Source organism: Aquirufa avitistagni (assembly GCF_042715545.1).
In the GTDB taxonomy this organism is placed as follows: domain Bacteria; phylum Bacteroidota; class Bacteroidia; order Cytophagales; family Spirosomataceae; genus Aquirufa; species Aquirufa avitistagni.
Map to the genome: position 1 here is coordinate 652,698 of NZ_JBBKXZ010000001.1, position 20,949 is coordinate 673,646.

Annotated in this window: 22 protein-coding genes; 9 read left to right on the forward strand and 13 right to left on the reverse strand. The window is 41.8% G+C overall.

The window, feature by feature from the left end; translation table 11 throughout:
* Positions 1-60 precede the first annotated feature (60 nt).
* Positions 61-2,523, forward strand: a complete 2,463-nt coding sequence (gene thrA, locus U0R10_RS02750; protein WP_377982255.1) for a bifunctional aspartate kinase/homoserine dehydrogenase I — start codon at positions 61-63, stop codon at positions 2,521-2,523.
* Position 2,524: 1 nt separating this feature from the next.
* Positions 2,525-3,454, forward strand: coding sequence for a homoserine kinase (locus tag U0R10_RS02755; RefSeq protein ID WP_377982257.1), 930 nt, complete (start codon positions 2,525-2,527; stop codon positions 3,452-3,454).
* Here U0R10_RS02755 and U0R10_RS02760 read toward each other — a convergent pair.
* Together U0R10_RS02760 and rpsU are read right to left on the reverse strand one after the other, a co-directional pair.
* Positions 3,451-4,332 carry a tyrosine-type recombinase/integrase gene (locus tag U0R10_RS02760; protein ID WP_377982258.1) on the reverse strand — a complete coding sequence of 294 codons (882 nt, stop codon included), beginning with the start codon at positions 4,330-4,332 and terminating at the stop codon, positions 3,451-3,453. The genes U0R10_RS02755 and U0R10_RS02760 overlap by 4 nt on opposite strands.
* Positions 4,333-4,368: 36 nt before the next feature.
* A complete protein-coding gene (gene rpsU, locus U0R10_RS02765) occupies positions 4,369-4,563 on the reverse strand; it encodes a 30S ribosomal protein S21 (RefSeq protein WP_377982260.1) in 195 nt (64 codons plus the stop codon).
* Positions 4,564-4,688: 125 nt separating this feature from the next.
* On the opposite strand from rpsU, the gene metG reads away from it, so the two are divergent.
* Positions 4,689-6,719: a methionine--tRNA ligase gene (metG, locus tag U0R10_RS02770; protein WP_377982262.1), complete on the forward strand. Its 2,031-nt coding sequence runs from the start codon at positions 4,689-4,691 to the stop codon at positions 6,717-6,719.
* A gap of 217 nt (positions 6,720-6,936) precedes the next feature.
* Here metG and U0R10_RS02775 read toward each other — a convergent pair whose 3' ends face one another.
* Positions 6,937-7,410 carry a hypothetical protein gene (locus tag U0R10_RS02775; RefSeq protein WP_377982264.1) on the reverse strand — a complete coding sequence of 158 codons (474 nt, stop codon included), beginning with the start codon at positions 7,408-7,410 and terminating at the stop codon, positions 6,937-6,939.
* 248 nt (positions 7,411-7,658) lie between these two features.
* Positions 7,659-8,219 (reverse strand): aminoacyl-tRNA hydrolase, encoded by a 561-nt coding sequence (gene pth / locus U0R10_RS02780; protein WP_377982266.1) that lies wholly within the window; start codon positions 8,217-8,219, stop codon positions 7,659-7,661.
* 85 nt (positions 8,220-8,304) lie between these two features.
* Between pth and U0R10_RS02785 the strand changes: the two genes are divergently transcribed.
* Entirely contained in the window at positions 8,305-9,051 is a 747-nt protein-coding gene (locus U0R10_RS02785) for an SDR family NAD(P)-dependent oxidoreductase (protein WP_377982268.1), read from the forward strand.
* Here U0R10_RS02785 and rlmB read toward each other — a convergent pair.
* Complete coding sequence (gene rlmB / locus U0R10_RS02790; RefSeq protein ID WP_377982270.1) at positions 9,048-9,866, reverse strand: 23S rRNA (guanosine(2251)-2'-O)-methyltransferase RlmB; 819 nt, start codon at positions 9,864-9,866, stop codon at positions 9,048-9,050. The two genes, U0R10_RS02785 and rlmB, sit on opposite strands and share 4 nt — an antisense overlap.
* A gap of 16 nt (positions 9,867-9,882) precedes the next feature.
* Positions 9,883-10,485, reverse strand: a complete 603-nt coding sequence (locus U0R10_RS02795; RefSeq protein ID WP_377982272.1) for an alpha-ketoglutarate-dependent dioxygenase AlkB family protein — start codon at positions 10,483-10,485, stop codon at positions 9,883-9,885.
* A gap of 59 nt (positions 10,486-10,544) precedes the next feature.
* Between U0R10_RS02795 and U0R10_RS02800 the strand changes: the two genes are divergently transcribed.
* Positions 10,545-11,315 carry a class I SAM-dependent methyltransferase gene (locus U0R10_RS02800; RefSeq protein WP_377982274.1) on the forward strand — a complete coding sequence of 257 codons (771 nt, stop codon included), beginning with the start codon at positions 10,545-10,547 and terminating at the stop codon, positions 11,313-11,315.
* Positions 11,315-11,953 carry an O-methyltransferase gene (locus tag U0R10_RS02805; protein WP_377982276.1) on the forward strand — a complete coding sequence of 213 codons (639 nt, stop codon included), beginning with the start codon at positions 11,315-11,317 and terminating at the stop codon, positions 11,951-11,953. Before U0R10_RS02800 ends, U0R10_RS02805 begins: the two co-directional genes overlap by 1 nt.
* On the opposite strand, the gene U0R10_RS02810 is transcribed toward U0R10_RS02805, so the two are convergent.
* Positions 11,950-13,461 carry a LysM peptidoglycan-binding domain-containing protein gene (locus U0R10_RS02810; protein WP_377982277.1) on the reverse strand — a complete coding sequence of 504 codons (1,512 nt, stop codon included), beginning with the start codon at positions 13,459-13,461 and terminating at the stop codon, positions 11,950-11,952. The two genes, U0R10_RS02805 and U0R10_RS02810, sit on opposite strands and share 4 nt — an antisense overlap.
* Positions 13,462-13,570: 109 nt before the next feature.
* On the opposite strand from U0R10_RS02810, the gene U0R10_RS02815 reads away from it, so the two are divergent.
* Entirely contained in the window at positions 13,571-14,143 is a 573-nt protein-coding gene (locus U0R10_RS02815; RefSeq protein WP_377982278.1) for a DUF3109 family protein, read from the forward strand.
* Entirely contained in the window at positions 14,143-14,469 is a 327-nt protein-coding gene (locus tag U0R10_RS02820) for an MGMT family protein (RefSeq protein WP_377982280.1), read from the forward strand. Before U0R10_RS02815 ends, U0R10_RS02820 begins: the two co-directional genes overlap by 1 nt.
* Here U0R10_RS02820 and mtgA read toward each other — a convergent pair.
* The 3 genes from mtgA to U0R10_RS02835 form a co-directional block, all read right to left on the reverse strand.
* Positions 14,466-15,260, reverse strand: a complete 795-nt coding sequence (gene mtgA, locus U0R10_RS02825; protein WP_377982282.1) for a monofunctional biosynthetic peptidoglycan transglycosylase — start codon at positions 15,258-15,260, stop codon at positions 14,466-14,468. The two genes, U0R10_RS02820 and mtgA, sit on opposite strands and share 4 nt — an antisense overlap.
* A gap of 145 nt (positions 15,261-15,405) precedes the next feature.
* Positions 15,406-16,542, reverse strand: coding sequence for a radical SAM family heme chaperone HemW (gene hemW, locus U0R10_RS02830; RefSeq protein ID WP_377982284.1), 1,137 nt, complete (start codon positions 16,540-16,542; stop codon positions 15,406-15,408).
* Positions 16,543-16,547: 5 nt separating this feature from the next.
* On the reverse strand, positions 16,548-17,777 hold the full coding sequence (locus U0R10_RS02835) for a M16 family metallopeptidase (RefSeq protein ID WP_377982286.1): 1,230 nt from the start codon (positions 17,775-17,777) through the stop codon (positions 16,548-16,550).
* 68 nt (positions 17,778-17,845) lie between these two features.
* On the opposite strand from U0R10_RS02835, the gene U0R10_RS02840 reads away from it, so the two are divergent.
* The gene (locus U0R10_RS02840) at positions 17,846-18,859 is read left to right on the forward strand and encodes a glycosyltransferase family 9 protein (RefSeq protein WP_377982288.1); all 1,014 of its coding nucleotides are present in this window, start codon (positions 17,846-17,848) and stop codon (positions 18,857-18,859) included.
* On the opposite strand, the gene U0R10_RS02845 is transcribed toward U0R10_RS02840, so the two are convergent.
* Genes U0R10_RS02845 through rfbC form a run of 3 tightly spaced genes read right to left on the reverse strand, consistent with a single transcriptional unit; the run spans position 18,839 to position 20,859 of the window.
* The gene (locus U0R10_RS02845) at positions 18,839-19,756 is read right to left on the reverse strand and encodes an aspartate carbamoyltransferase catalytic subunit (protein ID WP_377982290.1); all 918 of its coding nucleotides are present in this window, start codon (positions 19,754-19,756) and stop codon (positions 18,839-18,841) included. The two genes, U0R10_RS02840 and U0R10_RS02845, sit on opposite strands and share 21 nt — an antisense overlap.
* A 4-nt stretch (positions 19,757-19,760) precedes the next feature.
* Complete coding sequence (gene pyrR / locus U0R10_RS02850) at positions 19,761-20,297, reverse strand: bifunctional pyr operon transcriptional regulator/uracil phosphoribosyltransferase PyrR (RefSeq protein ID WP_377982291.1); 537 nt, start codon at positions 20,295-20,297, stop codon at positions 19,761-19,763.
* Between the two features lie 19 nt (positions 20,298-20,316).
* Positions 20,317-20,859, reverse strand: coding sequence for a dTDP-4-dehydrorhamnose 3,5-epimerase (rfbC, locus tag U0R10_RS02855; RefSeq protein ID WP_377982293.1), 543 nt, complete (start codon positions 20,857-20,859; stop codon positions 20,317-20,319).
* Between the last annotated feature and the right edge of the window lie 90 nt (positions 20,860-20,949).

Below are 20,949 nucleotides of genomic sequence, written 5' to 3' on the forward strand. Positions count from 1 at the left end.
ATATTTGTAGACTTTACTTAGCTGTTTGTAGAGCTAAGGATCAAATATTTTTCTTTTCTAATGGAAAAAATCTTAAAATTCGGTGGGACCAGTTGTGGGAGCGTTGAAAGTATCGAATCTGTTTTGGCGATTATCGAGGCCAATCATCAGTTAAAATCCAAATTTGCCGTTGTTTTTTCAGCCATGAGTGGCGTAACCAATGCCTTACTTGAGGCTGGTGCAGCTGCGGCTGGCAAGCAAAAAACCAACAATACCTTAATTGAACAACTGGAGGAGCGGCATTTTGAAATCATAAAGCATTTTATTCCAGTTACCGGACAGTCACAAGTTATTGCCCAGATTCGCACCTTAGTGAATGAATTACGTGATGTATTGAAGGGTATTGGTTTGATCAAAGAGATTTCGCCCAAGACCTCTGATTTATTAGTAAGTTTTGGCGAGCGACTCTCTACCGCCTTAATTGCAGCAATCTTGACGCAACGCGGACTTCCGGTCGTTTACGTGGATGCGCGATCGTTGATTAAAACCAATGCGCAATTTGGAAAGGCCGAAGTAAATTTCGAAAAGACTCGTGGCTTGATTCAGGAGTTCTTTAAGGGGTATGACACGGAAATAGCACTAATTACTGGTTTTATTGCTTCAGATGAGCAAGGAGAAACTACGACTTTAGGCAGGGGAGGTTCAGATTATACCGCATCTATTTTAGGTGCTTCGTTGGGTGTGCAAGAGATTGAAATTTGGACTGATGTGGATGGGATGATGACGGCGGATCCACGCAAGGTGGGCGCGGCGTTTACTATTCCATCTATTTCGTATGCGGAAGCCATGGAGCTTACGCATTTCGGTGCGAAGGTTATTTATCCGCCATCGTTACAGCCTGCTTTTGCGAAAAACATTCCAATTCGTGTACTAAATACGTTTAATCGCCAATTTTCTGGTACGGTTGTTTCGAAAGAGACTTCAACGAGTCCGTACATCATTACAGGTATCAGTTCCATTGATGAATTGGCTTTAGTGAATGTGCAAGGATCGGGGATGATTGGTGTGGCGGGTGTTTCGGCTAAGCTATTTACGGTTTTAGCGAAGGAGAAGATATCTGTTGTGTTAATTTCGCAAGCGTCTTCTGAGCATTCTATTTGTTTCGCGATCGATCCCAAAGTTGCTGCTAAAGTGGATAAGATTCTTGCGAAAGAATTTGCCCAAGAGATTGAGTCAGGTGATATCGAAGGGATTGATATTCAAAAAGATTTATCCGTTATCGCTGTGGTGGGTGAGGGCATGCGCAAGCATACCGGTGTGAGTGGGCGATTATTCTCTGTTTTGGGAAAAAATGGTATCAATATTGTCGCTACAGCCCAAGGCTCTTCGGAGTTGAATATATCCGTAGTTATTGAGAAAAAGGACTTATCCAAGGCATTGAATGTCATTCATGAAACTTTTTTCTTCTCTCAAATCAAAACCCTGAATTTGTTCTTAGTAGGTACTGGTTTAATTGGTAAGACATTGTTAAACCAATTAGTAGGTCAGGAACGCTATTTGGAGAAATTCAAAGGCTTGCGCATTAAGCTAGTTGGCATCGCAAATTCCCGCAAACAATACCTAGATAAAGCAGGCATTTCCATGACGGATGCGTTGGCGATATTAGATGCATCAGGTGAATCAAGTTCATTATCGAACTTTGTGGAAGAGATTAAGTCCATGAATTTACCTAATTCTATTTTTGCGGATTGCACCGCTAGCAAGGAAATTCATCCCTTTTTCCTCGGGTTATTTGAGGCAAATGTGTCGGTGGTGACGCCTAATAAAGTGGCGAATTCTGGCCCATACGACCAGTATGCGGCTTTACATCAAACGGCCTTGAAAAAAGGAGTGAAGTTTATGTATGAAACGAATGTAGGAGCTGGCTTGCCGGTAATCAATACTTTACAAGGTTTGATCGCTTCTGGAGATCGTTTCGAAAAAATTGAAGGAATTCTATCGGGTACACTATCCTTTTTGTTTAATCAATTTGTCCCAGGAAAGTCTTTTGCTGCCGTGTTGCATGAGGCGAAAGCCAAAGGGTATACGGAACCAGATCCACGGGAAGATTTGAGTGGAATGGATGTAGCGCGTAAAATCTTGATTTTGAGTCGGGAAATCGGGATGAAACTTGAGTTTTCTGATATTACCATTGAAAAAATCATACCTGAAGCTTGCGAGCAAGCACCTACGGTAGATGCGTTTTTTGATGAGTTAGAAAAGGCCAATGCCTATTTTGAGAACTTAGTTAATTCGGCACATGCTGAAAACAAAGTTTTGCGTTATATCGCCAAATTAGAAAATCAGAAAATCACCATCGGCTTACGTGCGGTAGGTTCGGATCATCCTTTCTATCAAATGGATGGGGCTGATAATGTCATTGCATTTACGACAAAGCGTTATTATGACCGACCATTAGTTATTAAAGGTCCGGGTGCTGGTGCTGAAGTAACGGCATCAGGGGTTTTTGCAGATATTGTGTCCATTGGTAGCTATTTATCCTAATATGGAAAGTATACGCGTATATGCCCCGGCAACGGTAGCCAATGTAGCTTGTGGATTTGATATCTTCGGCTTCGCCGTTAATCATCCAGGAGATGAGGTGGTTTTGACCAAGTCATCTACACCTGGGATTCGAATCAATGAAATCACCGGAGATGACGGTCGGCTTCCGAAAGACGTATTAAAAAATACGGCTGGAATCGCCATCATGAAGTATTTGGAGCACATAGGTCAGCCTGATCAGGGTTTTGAATTGTCGCTTCATAAAGATATGCCTTTAGGTTCTGGTTTGGGTTCTTCGGCGGCATCTGCTGTAGCGGGTGTTTTTGCAGCCAATGAATTAATGGGAAAGCCATTAAGCCAAAAAGAATTACTTCCATTCGCTATGGAAGGAGAACGCGTGGCTTGCGGTTCTGCGCATGCAGATAATGTAGGTCCAAGTTTATTAGGTGGATTTGTGATTATTCGGAGCTATGATCCGCTTGACATTATTCAAATCCCTACGCCCTCCGATTTATATGCAAGTATTGTGCATCCCCAAATAGAGGTAAATACGAAAGATGCCCGCCGTATTTTGGAGCGAGAAATTACACTACATAAGACCATTACACAGATGGGGAATGTGGCCGGCTTAGTGGCTGGCTTGTTATTGCCTGATTATCAGCTGATTGGGCGTTCATTAGTTGATGTAATCATCGAGCCCGCTCGTGCCATACTCATTCCTCAGTTCGATGTGGTGAAGGCCGCTGCGCTAGAAGCTGGTGCATTGGGTTGTTCTATTTCAGGTTCTGGCCCTTCTTTGTTTGCTTTGTCCAAAGGGAAGGAGACCGCGACGCGGGTAGCTGCAGCGATGGCAGCAGGTTTTCATCAGGTTGGAATTGGTACAGAGGAGTATGTGTCAGAAATAAACCAACAGGGCCCTATGATTCGTTAGGCTTTTGGGTGGGCTTGCTTGTAGATCTCTTTTAGTTTTTCCATTGAATTATGTGTGTAAACCTGCGTGGCAGCAAGATTCGCGTGTCCTAATAATTCTTTGATGGCATTCAAATCAGCACCTCGATTTAGCAAATGGGTCGCATAGCTATGGCGTAAAATGTGCGGCGATAGCTTTTCAGAGGTACTTATTTCTCCCAATTGCTTTTTGATCAAGCGCTGTATGAACATCGGATAAGCTTGTTCACCTTTATCTGTTAAAATCAAATAGTCACTCGAAAAGGTATTCAGTTCATTGTATTGGCGGATGAATTGGACCAATAAATCTGGGATCGGTATCATGCGTTCCTTATTCCGTTTTCCAATAACACGAAGCGTTTTGGCGGCGAGGTTAATTTGATTTATGCGTAGTTCAATCAATTCAGCCAAGCGCATGCCTGTCCCATATAAAAGAAATAGTACGAGCTGGTCACGGGCTTCAGAAAAGGTTGACGCTGGTTCTTGATTTAGGTCCAATAAGGGGGCCATTTCCGATTCTCGGACGAAATGGGGGAGGCTTTTACGGGTTTTGACCATGCGTACGGCCGACATAGGATTTTCTCGGATGTCGCCTCTGCGCAGCATGAATTTGAATAACGTACGTAAGGAAGCTAATTTTCGATTGATAGATCGATTTTGAATGTCGTCATGTGCAAGCGAAGCAAGCCAGGCGCGAACTATCGGGGCACGTACTTCGGCCAACGAGAGTTCAGGGTACTCGGACGCCAAAAAGGCACAAAATTGAAGTAAATCAGTGGAATAAGCGCTGGTGGTATGTTTACTTAGTCGGCGCTCAACGGTCAAGTGGACCAAAAAAAAATTGACTACTTCCAGATTCATATCTCGAAAGTAGTCAATTTCTCGGAGTTTGGTAAACTAGTTGTTTACGTTACCGTATGTGATCTGCTTGTAAGCAGCGCGAATCATTTCCTTACGACGAGCAATCGAAGGTTTTTCAAAAGCGGATCTTCTACGTAATTCTTTAACTACACCCGTTTTTTCAAACTTTTTCTTAAAGCGCTTAAGTGCTTTATCAATTGACTCGTTCTCTTTGATTGAAATAATTAACATGTATTTTTCTCTTTTGAATTAAATTGTGTGCAAATGTACACTTATAATTTTGAAGATGCAAGTGGTCTTTCTAAATTTTCGTTAGGTATTTTTACTTATTTTTGTAATTCATTTTACTCTAGCTTATGTCGGATTTTGCGCGGACTACGGTCACTGCGGCCTTGATTTATGCCAATGGCCCCATTCATATTGGTCATTTGGCAGGTTGTTATTTGCCTGCAGATATCTATGTTCGGTACTTGCGGTTGAAGAAACAGGACGTCATTTTTGTCTCCGGGACGGATGAGCATGGGGTGCCGATTACGATTAAAGCGCAAAAGGAGGGTAAAACGCCCCAGCAAGTCGTTGATTATTACTATCAAGAAATCAAGGCTTCGTTTGAGGAATTTGGTATTTCATTTGATATCTATGGTCGGACTTCTGACCCGGCACACCACAAAATGTCTCAGGATTTTTTCTTGAAGCTTTACCAAGATGGAAAGTTCATTGAGGAAGTGACCGAGCAGTATTATGATGAGGCGGCGGATCAGTTTCTGGCTGATCGATATATTACGGGAGATTGTCCAAAATGTCACCAACCGGGTGCTTATGGAGATCAATGTGAAAAATGTGGTTCAGCATTATCGCCCACGGAATTGATTCATCCCAAATCTACCTTGAGTGGCGCTTCTCCGATTTTAAAAGAGACAAAAAACTGGTTTTTGCCCTTGGATCAATGGCAAGGCGAGTTAGAAAAATATGTGAATTCCCACCCTGAATGGAAATCAAATGTAAGCGGACAGGTAAAATCTTGGTTGCAAGATGGCCTGCGTCCTCGAGCTATGACACGCGATTTGAGCTGGGGAGTTCCTATTCCATTACCTGATACGGAGGGAAAAGTGTTATATGTGTGGTTTGATGCGCCGATTGGCTATGTGTCGATGTCGAGCCAACTAACCCCTGATTGGGAGAAGTGGTGGAAGGCGGAGGATAGTCGGATTGTTCATTTCATTGGTAAGGATAATATCGTATTTCACTGTTTGATTTTCCCGGCGATGTGCATGGCGCATGGTGGGTATCAATTAGCGGATCAGGTTCCGGCGAACGAGTTTATGAACTTGGAAGGGGATAAGATTTCTACCTCGCGTAATTGGGCGGTGTGGTTGCATGAATATTTGAAAGAATTCCCAGGTAAACAAGATGTGTTACGTTATGCATTGACGGCTTCTAGTCCAGAAACGAAAGATGCCGACTTTACTTGGGCGGATTTTCAGACGAAAAACAATTCTGAGTTGGTGGCTATTTTGGGCAATTTTGTAAATCGTGCCTTTGTGTTAATCGATAAGAATTTTGAGGGTATTGTACCTGAAAAAGCGGCTGGAACAGGTTTGGAGGCGGATGTTATCGCTGCTTTGGCAGAGATACCTGCTAAATTAGATCAGGCCTTAGCTACCTATAAATTCCGCGATGCCTTGGTGTATGCGATGGAGATTGCACGTATTGGAAATAAGTATTTGGCAGATGCGGAACCTTGGAAAATTATTAAGGAAGATCGCGCCAAAGCAGGTACGGTATTGAATTATGCGGTACAATTAGTGGCACATGCGTCCTTAGCGCTTGAACCGTTTATTCCATTTACAGCTGCTCGTCTGCGTACAGCTCTTGGGTTAGCGGATGCCGACTGGTCAGCGATCGGAAATTTTGAATTGATTCCCGCGGGTCAAAAACTAGCCAATCCAGGTTTGTTGTTCGAGAAGCTGGAGGATGATGTCATTCAGGCACAAGTAGACAAATTAAAAGCGACAAAAGCACAGATGGAACTAGCAAGTAAGCAGGTTGCTCCAATCAAGGAAACGATTGATTTTGACTCATTTGCGAAGATGGATATGCGTATCGGTCAAATCACGGCAGCTGAGAAAGTGGAGAAAAGTAAAAAATTATTGAAGTTGACCGTCAACGATGGCCTCAAAGACCGCACGATTTTAAGTGGAATTGCGGAGCATTTTGAGCCGGATGCGATTATTGGTAAGCAGGTGACTTTCTTAGCGAATTTAGCTCCTCGCAAGATTATGGGTCAAGAAAGTGAAGGGATGATTTTGATGGCAGAAGATGCAGATGGCAGTTTAGCTTTTGTTCAGCCGAGTAAATCAATTTGGAATGGGGCGAATATCAGTTAAAAATTGATACTTCGTGTAAATAAAAATAAGGCCAGAAGAAACTTCTGGCCTTATTTATTTAACCTCTAAACCTATTTAACTATGAAAATTTATACAAATATAGGCGTTTTCTTTAAATAATATGAGTTTAGTGCAAAAAAATAAAAAAGGTGCCGTTAAAAACAGCACCTTTTTTGATTACCTCTAAACCTATTTAACTATGAAAACTACTTACAATCTAATTTTGAAACACAACAACTAAATCTTCATTTTGTTCAGAAATAGTGTTTAAATCTGCTTCAATTTTTGGTTCTGTACCTAAAACAGCCCAAATCGTATTAATTGCTTTGGCTGATTTATTGATTTCTTTGATCCAATTTGACGTTTTTTCGCTTGTGGATGCTTGATTTACAATAGACTTAACTGTTTCGTTAAACAAAGCTTGCTCAGCTTTGGTTGCCTTTAGGTAAGCCGACTGGTTATTTTGATAATTCTCTAAAATTGAAATGGTCAAACTAGCTGTCGATGATGCACTTGCACCTGCGTAATCTTTCTTTATCAAATTCTGAATTACTTCAGATAATGTTTCTTTTTTGATAGACAACCCTGTTGTCGATACATCTACTGTAGATGTTGTTCCGTTTGCTTTTGCCGCTGTTGCGATTAGGTTTAGTCCCACTAAAACACCAATCATTAAAATTTGCTTCTTCATAAGAATGTTATATTTATTGATTAAATCAACGATACAAAATTATTGCATTTTTTTAATATAACAAAACTTGCTTTTGCACAATTTTTTTGATAAAAATAGATATTGATTCTATTTTTTAACTTAATTCAGAATATAATTAAAGTTTTATTTACTATTTCCAAATTAAATTTGGATAACAATTGTAAATCGTTTTAAAAATTCTAAATCAACAATTACGGAAAAATTAAAAGATTCTTTAAATAGTACAATTATTGGTTGTATTTGTTCATTGTTTGTTGGATACCTTCCAAGCAAAAACAATCAATGATGTCATTTGAGCGGTTTAGAATGAATGGGATAAGTCCAATTTCATCTTCGTTAAAGTTACTTAATACGAAATCTGCTTGTCGGCCTTTCGCAAAATCAGACCCAACACCCATCCTCAAACGGCCATATTCTTGGGTTTGTAAAACGCCCTCGATACTTTTGAGTCCATTATGTCCACCACTTGACCCTTTTGGTTTTAAACGTAGTGTCTCAAATGGTAACGCAATGTCATCGGTAAGGATGAGTAAACGCTCTTTTTCTATTTTGAGTTGTTGGCACCAATAATTCACCGCCTTTCCGCTCAAGTTCATAAACGTACTTGGTTTCAGTAAGTAAATGGTATGTCCTTTAAGTTTGTAGGAGGAAATAGCTCCTAGTCGATCTTGTTTGAAACTTACTTCCTTGGTTTTAGCTAAATAATCGACCGCCATAAAACCAATATTGTGCCGAGTAAATAAATATTCAGGTCCGATGTTCCCGAGGCCAACGATCAAAAAGTTCATGTGATAGATTAATTTTGCTACAAATTACGCCCAAATTTTTTAGATCACCTCGAAGCATGTACCTTCGGGATGAAAAATTATTGCTATGAATAAGATTGCATGTATAACAGGAGCTAGCTCGGGTATCGGTTTAGCTACCGCGCAGGTATTGGCCAACGAAGGTTTTAAATTAATTCTTTGTGGCAGACGAAAAGAGGCTTTGCTTCAGTTGCAAGCAGATTTGTCAGTTGAATCCCATGTGCTGACATTTGATGTTAGTGTCTTAACTGAAGTTGAAACAGCCTTTTCATCATTGCCAGAAGCCTGGAAGTCGATCGATGTGCTAGTTAATAATGCAGGTAATGCGCATGGTTTGGGTCCCATTCAGTCAGGAGATGTCGCAGATTGGGATGCCATGATGCACATGAATGTAGATGGATTATTATATGTATCGCGCGCTGTGATTCCGCAGATGATTGAACGGAAAACGGGTCACATCATTAACCTTTCCTCCATCGCAGGAAAACAGGTTTATCCAAACGGGAATGTTTATTGTGCTTCGAAAGCAGCGGTAGAAGCTCTTTCTCAAGGCATGCGCCAAGACTTAAATGTGCATGGAATAAAAGTCTCCAATATTGCTCCAGGTGCAGTTAATACAGGATTTTCTCAAGTACGATTTAAAGGTGATCAAGCCAAAGCGGATGCTGTGTATGCAGGATTTGAGCCTTTAGTGGCCAAAGATGTGGCTGATTTGATTCGATATATGGTCATGGCACCCGCACATGTGAACATTGCGGATGTAACTATTTTGCCAACAGCCCAAGCGTCTGCAACACAAATTAATCGAATTTAAAGATTTCTCTGACGAACGGTTTCGTAAATGATTACACCGGCGGCAACGGATACGTTCAGTGATCCGACTTGTCCACTTTGTGGAATAACGGCCAAATCATCTGATTTACGGATGATTTCATCTGAAATTCCATCCTCCTCAGAACCCATGACAATGGCAGTCGGCCCTGTATAATCTACGCTATACATGGAATTTTTTCCTTTTTCGGTACAAGCCACGACGCGCAATCCTGAGTTTTGTAAGAAATCAACAGTTTGTAATAAGCTGTCTTCCCGACAAACTGGAATGAAGTTTAATGCGCCCGATGAGGTTTTCATCGCATCTGCATTGATTTGAGCAGCACCTTTAGAAGGTATCACAATCGCATGCACACCTGCACATTCAGCGGTACGCGCAATCGCGCCAAAATTTCGAACATCCGTAATGCGATCTAGGATCAAAACCAAAGGGATTTGACCTTTCTCGAAGGTATCTGCAATCACATTTTCCAATTTGGCATAATGAATTGCAGAAACGAATGCTATGGCTCCCTGGTGATTTTTACGCGTGATGCGATTTAATTTTTCCAAAGGAACCTTCTGAACTTGGATGCCTTTTTCGTGCGCTAAATCAAGAATTTCCGTGTGTCCTAATTCGCGCTGAACTAATAAACGATCGATCTCCTTACCAGAACGCAAGGTTTCTAGTACGGATTGAATACCAAAGACAATCTCTTTATTCTCCGTTTTTGGAGTTGTAAAATGTCTAAATGGTTTTCGGAATGGGGGTCTTGATTCGTTTTCTTCTGACACGGTATTGGCTGAAATGTGGGGCAAAGGTCGGCATTTTTTTTCAAACCATTTGTCTGAAGGTCAAATTTACCCTAGGGACTTGTACTTTCAAGGACTTAGGTAGTGCATGAAGCCAATGCTGTTGGGTTTCTCCTTGCATCACTAATAAACTGCCATGAAGTAATGGAATGCGTACTTTTTGACCGGTTTGGCGATGTTTGAAATCAAAATTTCGGCTCGCTCCTAAGCTGATTGAGGCGATGCAACTATTCGGTTGGATACTTTTTTCATCGTCGGCATGCCAGCCCATTCCATCCGCTCCATCGTGGTAGTAATTCAGCAAACAACCATTAAATGTAAGGTTTAGGTGCTTTTCTAATCGGTTTTTGAGTTCGAGTAGTTCATCTGTCCATGGATTGACAAATTTGGCAGAGCCGGAATACGTATAGCGCCGTTGGCCATCCGCAAACCAAGCCATTTTTCTGCGCATCGGAATCGTTTTGCCAAATAAATGCACGACGTCAGATTCCCAAGGAATGGATTCTTCGAATATGCGTTGAAAATGATTGGCTTCCGAAATGCTTAAAAATGTCGGATAATAATGAACCGTTCCATCCAATGGGAGGTAATTCTGGGATTCCGGTGTGGAGAAAAGCGAAAGCATGTTCCAAATTACCTAATCTTAGGTAAAAACTTTACCTTTGTGCTCAAATTTAGCATACAATGTATAAAACGACTGAAATTGCCTCTTCTGATATTCCTTCAGACAACCCTGTTCACCAGCGCTTATTGTTTCCCTATATGCATGTAAGCCACTTGGTTTCAGGAAATGTATTGGAAATTGGTTGTGGTACAGGTCGGGGCGTAGGCGTTTTAGCGGATAAAGTTTCTGATTATACGGGTGTCGACAAGAATACCGAATTAATGAATTCGCTTTCGGCACAATATCCGAATTTCACGTTCATTGATATGTTCTTGCCACCCTTGCAAGATTTGCCATCTAATCACTTTGATTACGTCATTACTTTTCAGGTGATTGAGCATATTGAAAATGACGATTTCTTTTTGGCAGAGGCGGCACGCGTATTGAAACCGGGTGGTAAATTATATTTGACAACGGTCAATCGGTTGTTTTCATTGACACGTAATCCATGGCATGTTCGCGAATATGTTTCTGCTGAATTGAGTGGTTTAATGTCCAAGCATTTCAGTCAAGTAATTACTGAGGGGGTACACGGTAACGGAAAAGTGATGGATTACTATGAAGAGAACAAGAAATCGGTGGCTAAAATTACGCGCTTTGATCTATTCAATTTGCAATATAAACTACCACGTACGTGGCTTCAAGTTCCGTATGATATTGCGAATCGCTTGAGCCGTTTGGCAATTTCAAAATCAAGTAATCAACTCGTGAATTCCATTCAAGTGGATGATTATTACTTGAGTGACCAACCTGCTGCGTCGCTAGATTTCTTTTTCACAGGTATCAAATAATGGAATTCATCGATTCTGCCATTGAGGAATATTCACGCATTTTTTCAGGTGAACCGTCTACTTTATTGCAGGAATTAGACCGAGAAACCCATGCGATGATTTTGCAACCTCGGATGCTTTCTGGGCATTTACAAGGCAGATTTTTATCGTTTTTCGCGAAGGTTTGTCGGCCTACTACCATCCTCGAAATAGGTACCTTTACCGGTTATTCCGCCTTATGTTTAGCGGAGGGTCTTGCTATAGATGGGCGATTGATTACGATAGACATTAATGAAGAGTTGGAAACCTTTACACGTTCATTCTTTGATCGTTCGGAGTATAAACATCAAATCGATTACCGCATTGCGGATGCCAAAGACGAGTTGACGAAGATTGAGGGGCCGTTTGATTTGGTTTTTATCGATGCCGACAAGCGTAATTATGCGCTGTATTATGATTTGATTATAGACAAAATGAGTCCTGGAGGGGTTATTTTGGTCGATAATGTGTTGTGGAGTGGTAAGATTGTAGATGAACAAGCGCGCGATAAATCGACGCAAGCCTTGCGTGATTTTAATCAAAAGTGTTTGGATGATCCGCGCGTCGACAAAATGTTATTGCCGCTTCGTGATGGTTTGTATATGTTACGCGTCCGTTAAGGTTTTACCTTGATTTTTTGTCCTACTTGAATCGTAGGTACTTTTCCTAGTCCATTCCAAAGAATCAAATCATCTACACTAACTTGGTAGATTTTCGAAATACGAAATAGTGTTTCACCTGCTTTCACCTCGTGATATGCAGCTTGAGTATTCGTTTTTTCTACTTCTACTACGGGTGCTTTCTCAACAACCTGTGTTTGCTCGATGATTTTTTCAGCTTCTTTTTTATCTGATTTGATAACGATTTCTCGTGAGTCCGCTGGATCGATGTAAAATGATTTTTTAGGCTCGATGGTTTCGATTTTACGCATTTCTTCCACGACAACAACGGGAGCAGTAGCCACCGTTTTTTCGATAACCGGTGCATTTTTACTCTTCTCGTCCAATTTTTGAGCGATGATCTCGAGCATCGGAATGCGGCGATTTACTTTGATTTTTTGGCCAATCTGAATAACGGCATTTTGATCAATTCCATTCAACTTAAGCAATTCACCCAATTTCATCTCATACTTGGTCGCGATTGAACTTAGGTTATCTCCTTCGGTAACCACGTGATTACGAATTTCAAATTGGTCACTTAAGATTTGCTGATTCTTTGCACGTTTACTTTTTGACGGACTCGGTGCATATAGTTTCGTGGAATCGACTGAGGCGGTCAGCACCAAATCTTGAGTAGGAGTCTCTGAAAGGTATGTTTTTACATTGGATGGATGATACAGCGTATATGCCTTATCGTCCGGAACAAAATCCTTTAAAATCCAGGCATTATAACGTTTTAAATCATCGTAACTCACCTTAAGTTCATCCGATAAATCATACAGATTTTTACCACGTGTATTTGTATAAGTTACCAAACTAGTGGAATCGGTCTTAGCTAACGTGCTTAATTGTCCTGCCCAGAAGTGTTTATATGCCAGGAATCGAATGACATACCAGTCAGTGGATGAGTCAACTTCTATTTCTGTTTTATTGGCCCAATTTGCCGTATAGGGCAATTTTTTAATGGTTCCGAGACCAACGCGGTAGGATAGAAGTGTACTCATCCAATTGTGGAGCACGCCATTATTTCGGTTGAAATAATTAACTGCACCGCGGGTAGCTTCTAGAATATGGCGGCGTTCATCGATTTCATTGTCAACTTTTAGTCCCACATCTTTAGCGGTTTCCAATTTAAACTGCCAGTATCCCACGGCGGCTGAAGTTGAAACGGCATTGGGATTCAATGCACTTTCTTGAACGCACAAAAATTTGAAATCGTCCGGAACATTTCCTTGGGCTAAAATCGGTTCAATCACAGGAAAGTACAGGCGCATTTTGTTGACCAATGAGGCCACATATTTTTTATTTGCCCCGAGCATGGCAAATTCTTTATCAAAGATTGGTTTGGCAGATGCATGAATGGCTACGCGAACATTTCCGATCGAAATGGTGTCAGGAACAAGGTTAGCAGCAAAAAGGGGAGTGCTGATGCTGCATGCAAGCCAACAGATGAAGTGCTTCAATTTCATATGTGCAAAAATACCAAATTAAAGTGATTTAACGGATGGTTTGGGTATTTATTGCTTTTTGTGGCATTCATGCGGATTATATTTACCTTTGTTTTTTAGCCCAAAGCATATGATTTTAATTGACGACACCGTAATTAGTGAAGATATTGCTGATGAGTATTTTGTGTGTGATTTGACAAAATGCAAAGGTGCGTGTTGCGTAGAGGGTGATTTGGGTGCTCCTTTGGAGGAAGCAGAATTAGCGATTATTGATCGCATTCAAGATGAAATCCGACCATTTTTGTCGGCAGACGGTATCGCCGAAATAGAAAAGCAAGGAACATACATTCGTGAAGAAGACGGTGATTTTTCCACTCCTATCATCAAAGGTCGCGAATGCGTTTATGCCATTTATGACGAAAAAGGTTATTTGAAATGTGGCATTGAGCAGGCCTATTTTGCGGGGAAAACTGATTTTCGCAAGCCAATTTCCTGTCATTTATATCCAATTCGAATTCAAAAACTAGCTGAATATCAAGCTATTAACTACGAGCGTTGGACAATTTGTTCGGATGCTTGTTCGCATGGGAAAGAGTTAGGGGTGCCGGTGTATAAATTCTTGAAAGATCCACTGATTCGGAAATTTGGAACTAAATGGTACGCAGAATTGGAGCGTGAAATTGACGAACGCAAATTAGATTAATGGATAAAATAAATGCCTTTGATGCGATTTATCAGGTGGTTCGAGAAATTCCATCGGGTCGCGTCACGACGTATGGTGCGATTGCTGCTTATTTAGGTATGAAAGGTGGTGCTCGCATGGTGGGCTGGGCCATGAATGCGTCGCATACGCTTGCTGATATTCCAGCGCATCGGGTGGTTAACCGAAATGGTGTGTTAACGGGTAAGAATTTCTTTGGAGGAAATCGAATGGAAATGCTGTTGGCCGAAGAGGGCATTCGCGTCCAAGACGATCAAATCATCCATTTTAAGCAACATTTTTGGGATCCTTCGGCTGAATTAGCTTAGTCGATGTTGCGTAGGAACTTCTTTCCACCTAAGGCTTTCATTTGTCTTTTGATTGCTTGCGTGCGTTTATTTACATAACCTGAAGGAGAGGCGACTGAAAACCGGATTGGGTTTGGTAGGCAAGCTGCAATGCGTGCCGCTTCAGTCGTACTTAATTCTTCGGCTGAATGGCCATAGTATTTCCGACTTGCTGCTTCAACGCCAAAAGTCATTTTCCCTGTTTCGGCAATATTTAAGTAAACTTCGATGATCCGTTTTTTACCCCAAATGAGTTCGATCATCAGGGTAAAATAGGCTTCTAGGCCTTTGCGAAGGTAACTTCTTCCTTGCCAAAGAAAAACATTTTTTGCGACTTGTTGGGATATCGTACTCGCCCCTTTAATTCTTTTCCCCTTTAAATTATTGTTGACCGCACCCCACATCGCATCAAAATCAAATCCATGGTGATCTGGAAATAATTGATCTTCAGAGGCGATTACTGCCAAAGCGGCATTGCGGTCCATTTGGCCATAAGGTGTCCACTGGCTTGAAATTTTCGAAGGTTCGCCGGCTTGAATCGCATCGATTTTGCGCGCTGCCATGGTAGGCGTGAAGTAGACAGGCACAAATTTGAAAAGGACAACTGCAACGATTGTTGAGATCCAAACATAAAGAAAATAACGTCCAATACGACCTAATACCCGATTAAATGTCCATCCAGCCTTGGGTGAATCAGTTGATTTGATGCGGCTAAATTTTGAACCACGCGTGCTGGTTCGGGGGGTATTTGATAAATCTACGCGTTTGGCCATGGACAAAGGATTGGGTTGGGTGCGAAATTACGAAAGAAATGTTTAAGTCCGAAGGGAAATAGTCCGGTGGGAGAGAGTCTGAAGTCCGATTGCCTATCGTCTAACGTCCAGCGTCCGACGTCTAATGAAGTCCAGCGTCTAGTGTCTAACGTCCAGCGTCTAATACAAATAAATCACTCGCTAATTTATCCGCGATTAATTTTCCATCACCAATCAATCGGATATGCCCATCAACCTGCTCCGCTAATCCTTCCTTAACCCAACGATCCAATTCTTTTTCTGGAAATGGACTGTTCGCCGCGGCAAATTTAGCCGCTAATCGATCGAGTGAAACACCCGCTTTGGTTCGGAATTTGGTCAACATCAACTCGTTTAATTGATCGGCGGGGCTAAGTATTTCGACTTCAGCCGGAATAATTCCTTGCGTTATTTGTTTCACATAGGTGGCGTTGTTGGCCACATTCCATTGCCGACTCACCTGATTGAAACTATGCGCTGCTGGACCGATTCCCAGATAGTTTTCTTGATTCCAGTATGAGGTATTGTGACGTGAAAAATGCCCATTTTTGGCAAAATTGGAGGTTTCATAGGCCTCAAACCCATGTTTTTCGAGTAAGACATGGGTATTTTCAAAGCACGTAGCCATGTGGGTTTCGGACACCTCACTGAAGGTGCCTTGCTTCTTTTGATGACCAAACACCGTTTTGGGTTCTACGGTTAAACTGTACGCAGATATGTGATTAACGCCTGTTTGAACAGCTTGAAGGATGTCATGTTCCAGATCTGCCAATGAATTATTTGGCAACCCATAAATCAAATCAATACTAATATTCGTTAGGCCTATTGCTTGCGCATCGCGAATTGCTTGCATGGCTTGTTGGGCACTATGATTGCGATTCAAAAATGCCAAATTATCATCCTGAAAGGATTGAATTCCGATACTCAATCGGTTTATTCCTAAGGACTGAATCGACGCTAAATAAGCCGGAGTAAGATCTTCTGGATTAGCCTCGAGGGTTATTTCAGCATTTGGTTCGACATTAAAATGACTGCGAATCGTCTGTAAGATTACAGCTAATTCAAGCGAACTAAGTACGGAAGGGGTTCCTCCGCCGAAATAGATTGTTTCAAGCGTTTGACCAGCCAAATAATTATTTTGTAACGCAATCTCCAGTTGAATGGCTTTCACCATGGCCTGTTTACCTGCGAGACGCGTAGAGAAATGGAAGTCACAATAATGACATGCTTGATGGCAAAAGGGAATATGGAGGTAAAGATGCACCTTGTTTATGGTTCAAAAATCAAGACACTTAGCTCATCAGGATTTAACATTTCCATGGCCAATTGCTGCATTTTTTCAGCAGAAACTAAATCGATTTGCTCGAATATTTCTTCCAATGTTTCGATTTTTTCGCGGTCTAGGAGGCTTTTGGCCATCATCAACATAAAATTGAGGTTGCTTTCCTCTGCCATGGCCATTTGCCCTTTGAGTTGGGATTTGATCTTGAGCAATTGCGCTGGACTTAAGGTGCGGTCTTGCAATTTTTCGAATTCTTTGTGAATCAATTTAATTGACCTAGCCACTTGATTCGATTCAGTGCCAAAATAAATCGCCCAAAAACCAGAATCTACATAGGACGTAAAATTGGCTTCAATGGAATAAACTAAGCCTCTTTTCTCCCGAATGGAAACGTTCAACAAGGAATTCATGGACGGCCCGCCCAATAAATTGATCAACATAAAAAACGCCAATCGATCCGGATGCTTAATCGCGTAGGACTGCTGACCCAGAGCCACATGCGATTGATTCAAACCGCGTTTAGTTATCCGTTCTACCGGAATCATCGCAGGCGGTTGCACGCGCTTTACTTGGTTACGCTGCGCCGGAATGTGTCCCAAATGTTTCTCCGCCCATTTGAATACTTTGTCGTGCGGATGCTTCCCGATGGACGAAATAACGATCCGACTGGTATCCATATTCCGGGCTATGAAGGCATTTAAATCCGATTGCTTGAAGGAATTGACTGTATCTTGCGTGCCTAAAATATTGATCCCTAGGGAATGATTGGGAAATAATAATTCATCGAAATCGTCCTGAATTGCATCTTCTGGTGCTTCGTAATACATCGACATCTCCTCCAAAATCACACTACGCTCCTTCTCTAATTCCTTCGCAGGAAAGGTCGAATGAAAGGTGATATCTGTGATTAGTTCGAGCGCCCGCTCAAAATAGGGGCTTAAAACGGAAGCGTGAAAACAGATTTTCTCTTTGGTGGTGTAGGCATTTAATTCTCCGCCGATGATCTCTAAGCGGTTGATAATCTGCATATTATTCTTCTTTTCGGTGCCCTTGAATGCCAAATGCTCCCAAAAATGCGCGAGTCCTTCCTCATTTTTCTCTTCATCTCGGCTGCCTATGTCGAGCATAATCCCAAGATGCGAGATCTCGGTATGCATAACTTGGCGATGTACCAACGTGATCCCGTTGGGCAATGTTTTGATTTGAATGGAATTCATAAAGTGCTTCTTAGCGCAAAAGATCTCAAAATTAATTAATTTTATGGCCAATCGCTCATTTTTCTTGCATGTTGCAAAATTCCAACGTACTCATTATCCAAACAGCTTTCTTAGGTGATGCGGTGTTAGTTACGTCTTTATTGGAAAAAATCCGGCATGAATCCCCACAAACTAAGGTTCAATTACTAGTTAGGGCAGGTTTAGAGCCTGTTTTTGAGGCATACCCCCATGATAATCTGACCAAGGTTTGGGGCTATGATAAGTCGAAAAAACTAAAATCTTGGTTTTCGCTACGGAAGCAATTAAGCAAAGAAAAATTTGATCAGGTGTTCGTGGTCCAACGATTCTTCGGGATGGGACTTTTGAGCGTTTCCATGGGTGCGAAAAAGGTAACTGGGTTTCAGGAGAATCCAGTCTCATTCCTATTTAATGAATCTGTTAAACATCGCTTTGGTCATGGGGTTCATGAAGTGGAGCGAAACATTGATTTAGTTGAAAAATGGCTCGGAAAGCAGTTTTATGCACCATTTTTGTCGTCCACCCCTTCGTTGCCAACACCCTTGAAAGCTAAACAATACCTATGTATTTCACCTGGTTCCGTGTGGGAAACAAAGCGTTTACCGCTTCAAACTTGGATTGACTTTATTTTACAATTACCTAAAGATCAAGCTATTGTCCTCATGGGTGCGCCGAATGAAATGGAATTATCGGCTACAATTGCACGTGCGTGTCCTCAGCATAATATTCATAATCTAACGGGGAAATTGGGATTGTTGGAGGCGATTGGGGTGTACCAACAAGCCGCTTTGGCATTCGTGAATGATTCAGGCCCATTGCATATTTGCTCTGCGGTGAACATGCCTACGGTGGCGGTATTTTGTTCGACGACACCTGAATTTGGATTTGGACCTTTGGCTACTTGGAATCGGGTCATTGAATCAAACGAAAGTTTAACTTGTAAACCTTGCGGGTCGCATGGGAAAAAGAAATGCCCTTTAGGCCATTACGCTTGTGGCCATGGCATTCAAGTAAATCAATTACAGGAAGCTTATACTGATTTTTTAAGCGCGCGAGGCGAGTAAGTAAAGCACCGCCATGCGCACGGCCACTCCATTTTCTACTTGATCGAGTATGATTGAATGTGGCGAATCTGCCGCATCGGAACTTAATTCCACCCCGCGATTAATTGGGCCTGGGTGCATTAAGACAATTTCTTTGGGTAATTCTTCCAACATTTGGCGTGTTATGCCAAAGAATTGGGCGTATTCACGCAGACTTGGAAAGTATTTGATTTGTTGGCGCTCCAACTGTATCCGGAGCACATTCGCCGCGTCGCACCATTGTAACGTACTTTTCACATCGTGTGAAACTTCGACTCCTAAGGATTGAATGTGTTTTGGAATTAGGGTACTTGGTCCGCATAGACGGACATTCGCGCCTTGTTTCTTAAGTGCATAGATATTCGAAAGGGCTACTCGTGAGTGCAGAATATCACCGATAATTGCGATGTTTTTCCCGTCTAGGTCACCGAGCTTTTCGCGAAGCGAATAGGTATCTAATAAAGCTTGCGTCGGATGCTCGTGCGTTCCGTCTCCTGCATTGACAATATTTGCTTTGATATGTTTGGCCAAATAATGCGGAGCACCAGGACTTGCGTGGCGCATCACGATCATGTCGACCTTCATGGCCAAAATATTATTGACCGTATCGAGTAAAGTTTCTCCTTTCTTAACAGAGCTTCCGGAGGCTGAGAAATTGATGGTATCTGCTGAGAGGCGTTTTTCGGCTAATTCGAAGGAGAGTCTGGTGCGGGTTGAGTTTTCAAAAAATACATTGGCAATGGTAACGTCACGTAAGGAAGGAACTTTTTTAATCGGTCGGTTGAGAACTTCTTTAAATTCTTTGGCCGTTTTAACGATTAAGTGGATAGACGCTTCGTCCAAATCCTTGATCCCTAATAAGTGTGGCGATTTCAACATATTTTTATTGGGTGATTAACCAAATTTTATCTGCTTCGTGGCCTTGTTCCTGCCATTCAACGAGCACTTTTTCCGTAGGCAGCGTGTTGACTGCTTTACCCACGTAGTCTGCGTTAATCGGCAGGTCTCGGTTGTAAATACGGTCGATTAGCACACAAAGTTCCACTTTTGTGGGTCTTCCAAATGAATTCATCGCATCCAAAGCTGCACGAACCATGCGGCCTGTGGCGAGTACGTCGTCAACTAAAATGACACGTTTATTTTCGATTAAGAAGGAAATGTCCGTTGAATTAGGTGCGATCGTGTCGCGTCTACGGTAGTCGTCACGGAAGAAGGTGGCGTCTAATTTACCTACTTGAAATGTCTGGTTGAGTTGTTTGCCAAGTTCCTTGGCGATGCGTTCTGCGAAGTAGATCCCACGTGGTTGTAGGCCTAGAATAACAGTTTCAACATCTTTGATTTGATTCTCAATGAGCTCTTGGCATAACCTGGATATGGTTATTTCCAATAGTGGGCTTGATAAAATCAGCTTGCGAGTCATTGGGACAAAGGTATGAAAATTAATTAAATATCACTTCGTTTGGGTCAAATAGGGGTAAAATTTGGTCTTTATCTGAAACATTTGGGTTGTCTATACCCCATGAAATTTGTAAGCTTGGGTCGTTCCAACGAAGCCCTGATTCGGCTTCTTTATTCCAAAATTCTGTGCATTTGTAGACAAAAATTGTTTCTTCTAAGGCTACGAATCCGTGCGCAAAGCCGACAGGTACATAGAGCATATTGCCTTGATCCGCGTCGAGAATGAAGGAAGCATGTTGGCCGTAGGTTGGTGAACTTTTGCGTAGGTCAACAATCACGTCTTTTACTTTTCCGGTCATGCAACGCACTAATTTTCCTTGAGCATGGGGATCTTTTTGGAAATGAAGTCCACGCAAAACACCTGCCGTCGAAAAGGAGAAGTTGTCCTGAACAAAATCTTCGGGGATTCCATTGGCAGCAAAACGCTTCTGATTATATGACTCGTAAAAGAAGCCGCGATCATCGTGAAATTTAGTGGGTATACACTCAATAACGCCTGCGAATGGGTGGTTGATAAATTGCATAGAATTAAAATTCCTTATGTTTGATAATGGCAAGGAAAGCCTTTAATTTGCGCCAAAATTATCGATATTTACTCAGTAAACCAATTTCTA

Excerpts from the sequence above, each read along its gene's own strand:
- U0R10_RS02835 (WP_377982286.1), bottom strand. The coding sequence starts at position 17,777 with ATGAATTCCATTCAAATCAAAACATTGCCCAACGGGATCACGTTGGTA.
- U0R10_RS02820 (WP_377982280.1), top strand. The coding sequence starts at position 14,143 with ATGGATAAAATAAATGCCTTTGATGCGATTTATCAGGTGGTTCGAGAA.
- rpsU (WP_377982260.1), bottom strand. The coding sequence starts at position 4,563 with ATGTTAATTATTTCAATCAAAGAGAACGAGTCAATTGATAAAGCACTT.
- U0R10_RS02800 (WP_377982274.1), top strand. The coding sequence starts at position 10,545 with ATGTATAAAACGACTGAAATTGCCTCTTCTGATATTCCTTCAGACAAC.
- mtgA (WP_377982282.1), bottom strand. The coding sequence starts at position 15,260 with ATGGCCAAACGCGTAGATTTATCAAATACCCCCCGAACCAGCACGCGT.
- U0R10_RS02785 (WP_377982268.1), top strand. The coding sequence starts at position 8,305 with ATGAATAAGATTGCATGTATAACAGGAGCTAGCTCGGGTATCGGTTTA.
- U0R10_RS02795 (WP_377982272.1), bottom strand. The coding sequence starts at position 10,485 with ATGCTTTCGCTTTTCTCCACACCGGAATCCCAGAATTACCTCCCATTG.
- pth (WP_377982266.1), bottom strand. The coding sequence starts at position 8,219 with ATGAACTTTTTGATCGTTGGCCTCGGGAACATCGGACCTGAATATTTA.
- metG (WP_377982262.1), top strand. The coding sequence starts at position 4,689 with ATGTCGGATTTTGCGCGGACTACGGTCACTGCGGCCTTGATTTATGCC.
- U0R10_RS02845 (WP_377982290.1), bottom strand. The coding sequence starts at position 19,756 with ATGTTGAAATCGCCACACTTATTAGGGATCAAGGATTTGGACGAAGCG.
- U0R10_RS02760 (WP_377982258.1), bottom strand. The coding sequence starts at position 4,332 with ATGAATCTGGAAGTAGTCAATTTTTTTTTGGTCCACTTGACCGTTGAG.
- U0R10_RS02840 (WP_377982288.1), top strand. The coding sequence starts at position 17,846 with ATGTTGCAAAATTCCAACGTACTCATTATCCAAACAGCTTTCTTAGGT.
- thrA (WP_377982255.1), top strand. The coding sequence starts at position 61 with ATGGAAAAAATCTTAAAATTCGGTGGGACCAGTTGTGGGAGCGTTGAA.
- U0R10_RS02775 (WP_377982264.1), bottom strand. The coding sequence starts at position 7,410 with ATGAAGAAGCAAATTTTAATGATTGGTGTTTTAGTGGGACTAAACCTA.
- U0R10_RS02810 (WP_377982277.1), bottom strand. The coding sequence starts at position 13,461 with ATGAAATTGAAGCACTTCATCTGTTGGCTTGCATGCAGCATCAGCACT.
- U0R10_RS02805 (WP_377982276.1), top strand. The coding sequence starts at position 11,315 with ATGGAATTCATCGATTCTGCCATTGAGGAATATTCACGCATTTTTTCA.
- U0R10_RS02755 (WP_377982257.1), top strand. The coding sequence starts at position 2,525 with ATGGAAAGTATACGCGTATATGCCCCGGCAACGGTAGCCAATGTAGCT.
- rfbC (WP_377982293.1), bottom strand. The coding sequence starts at position 20,859 with ATGCAATTTATCAACCACCCATTCGCAGGCGTTATTGAGTGTATACCC.
- U0R10_RS02815 (WP_377982278.1), top strand. The coding sequence starts at position 13,571 with ATGATTTTAATTGACGACACCGTAATTAGTGAAGATATTGCTGATGAG.
- pyrR (WP_377982291.1), bottom strand. The coding sequence starts at position 20,297 with ATGACTCGCAAGCTGATTTTATCAAGCCCACTATTGGAAATAACCATA.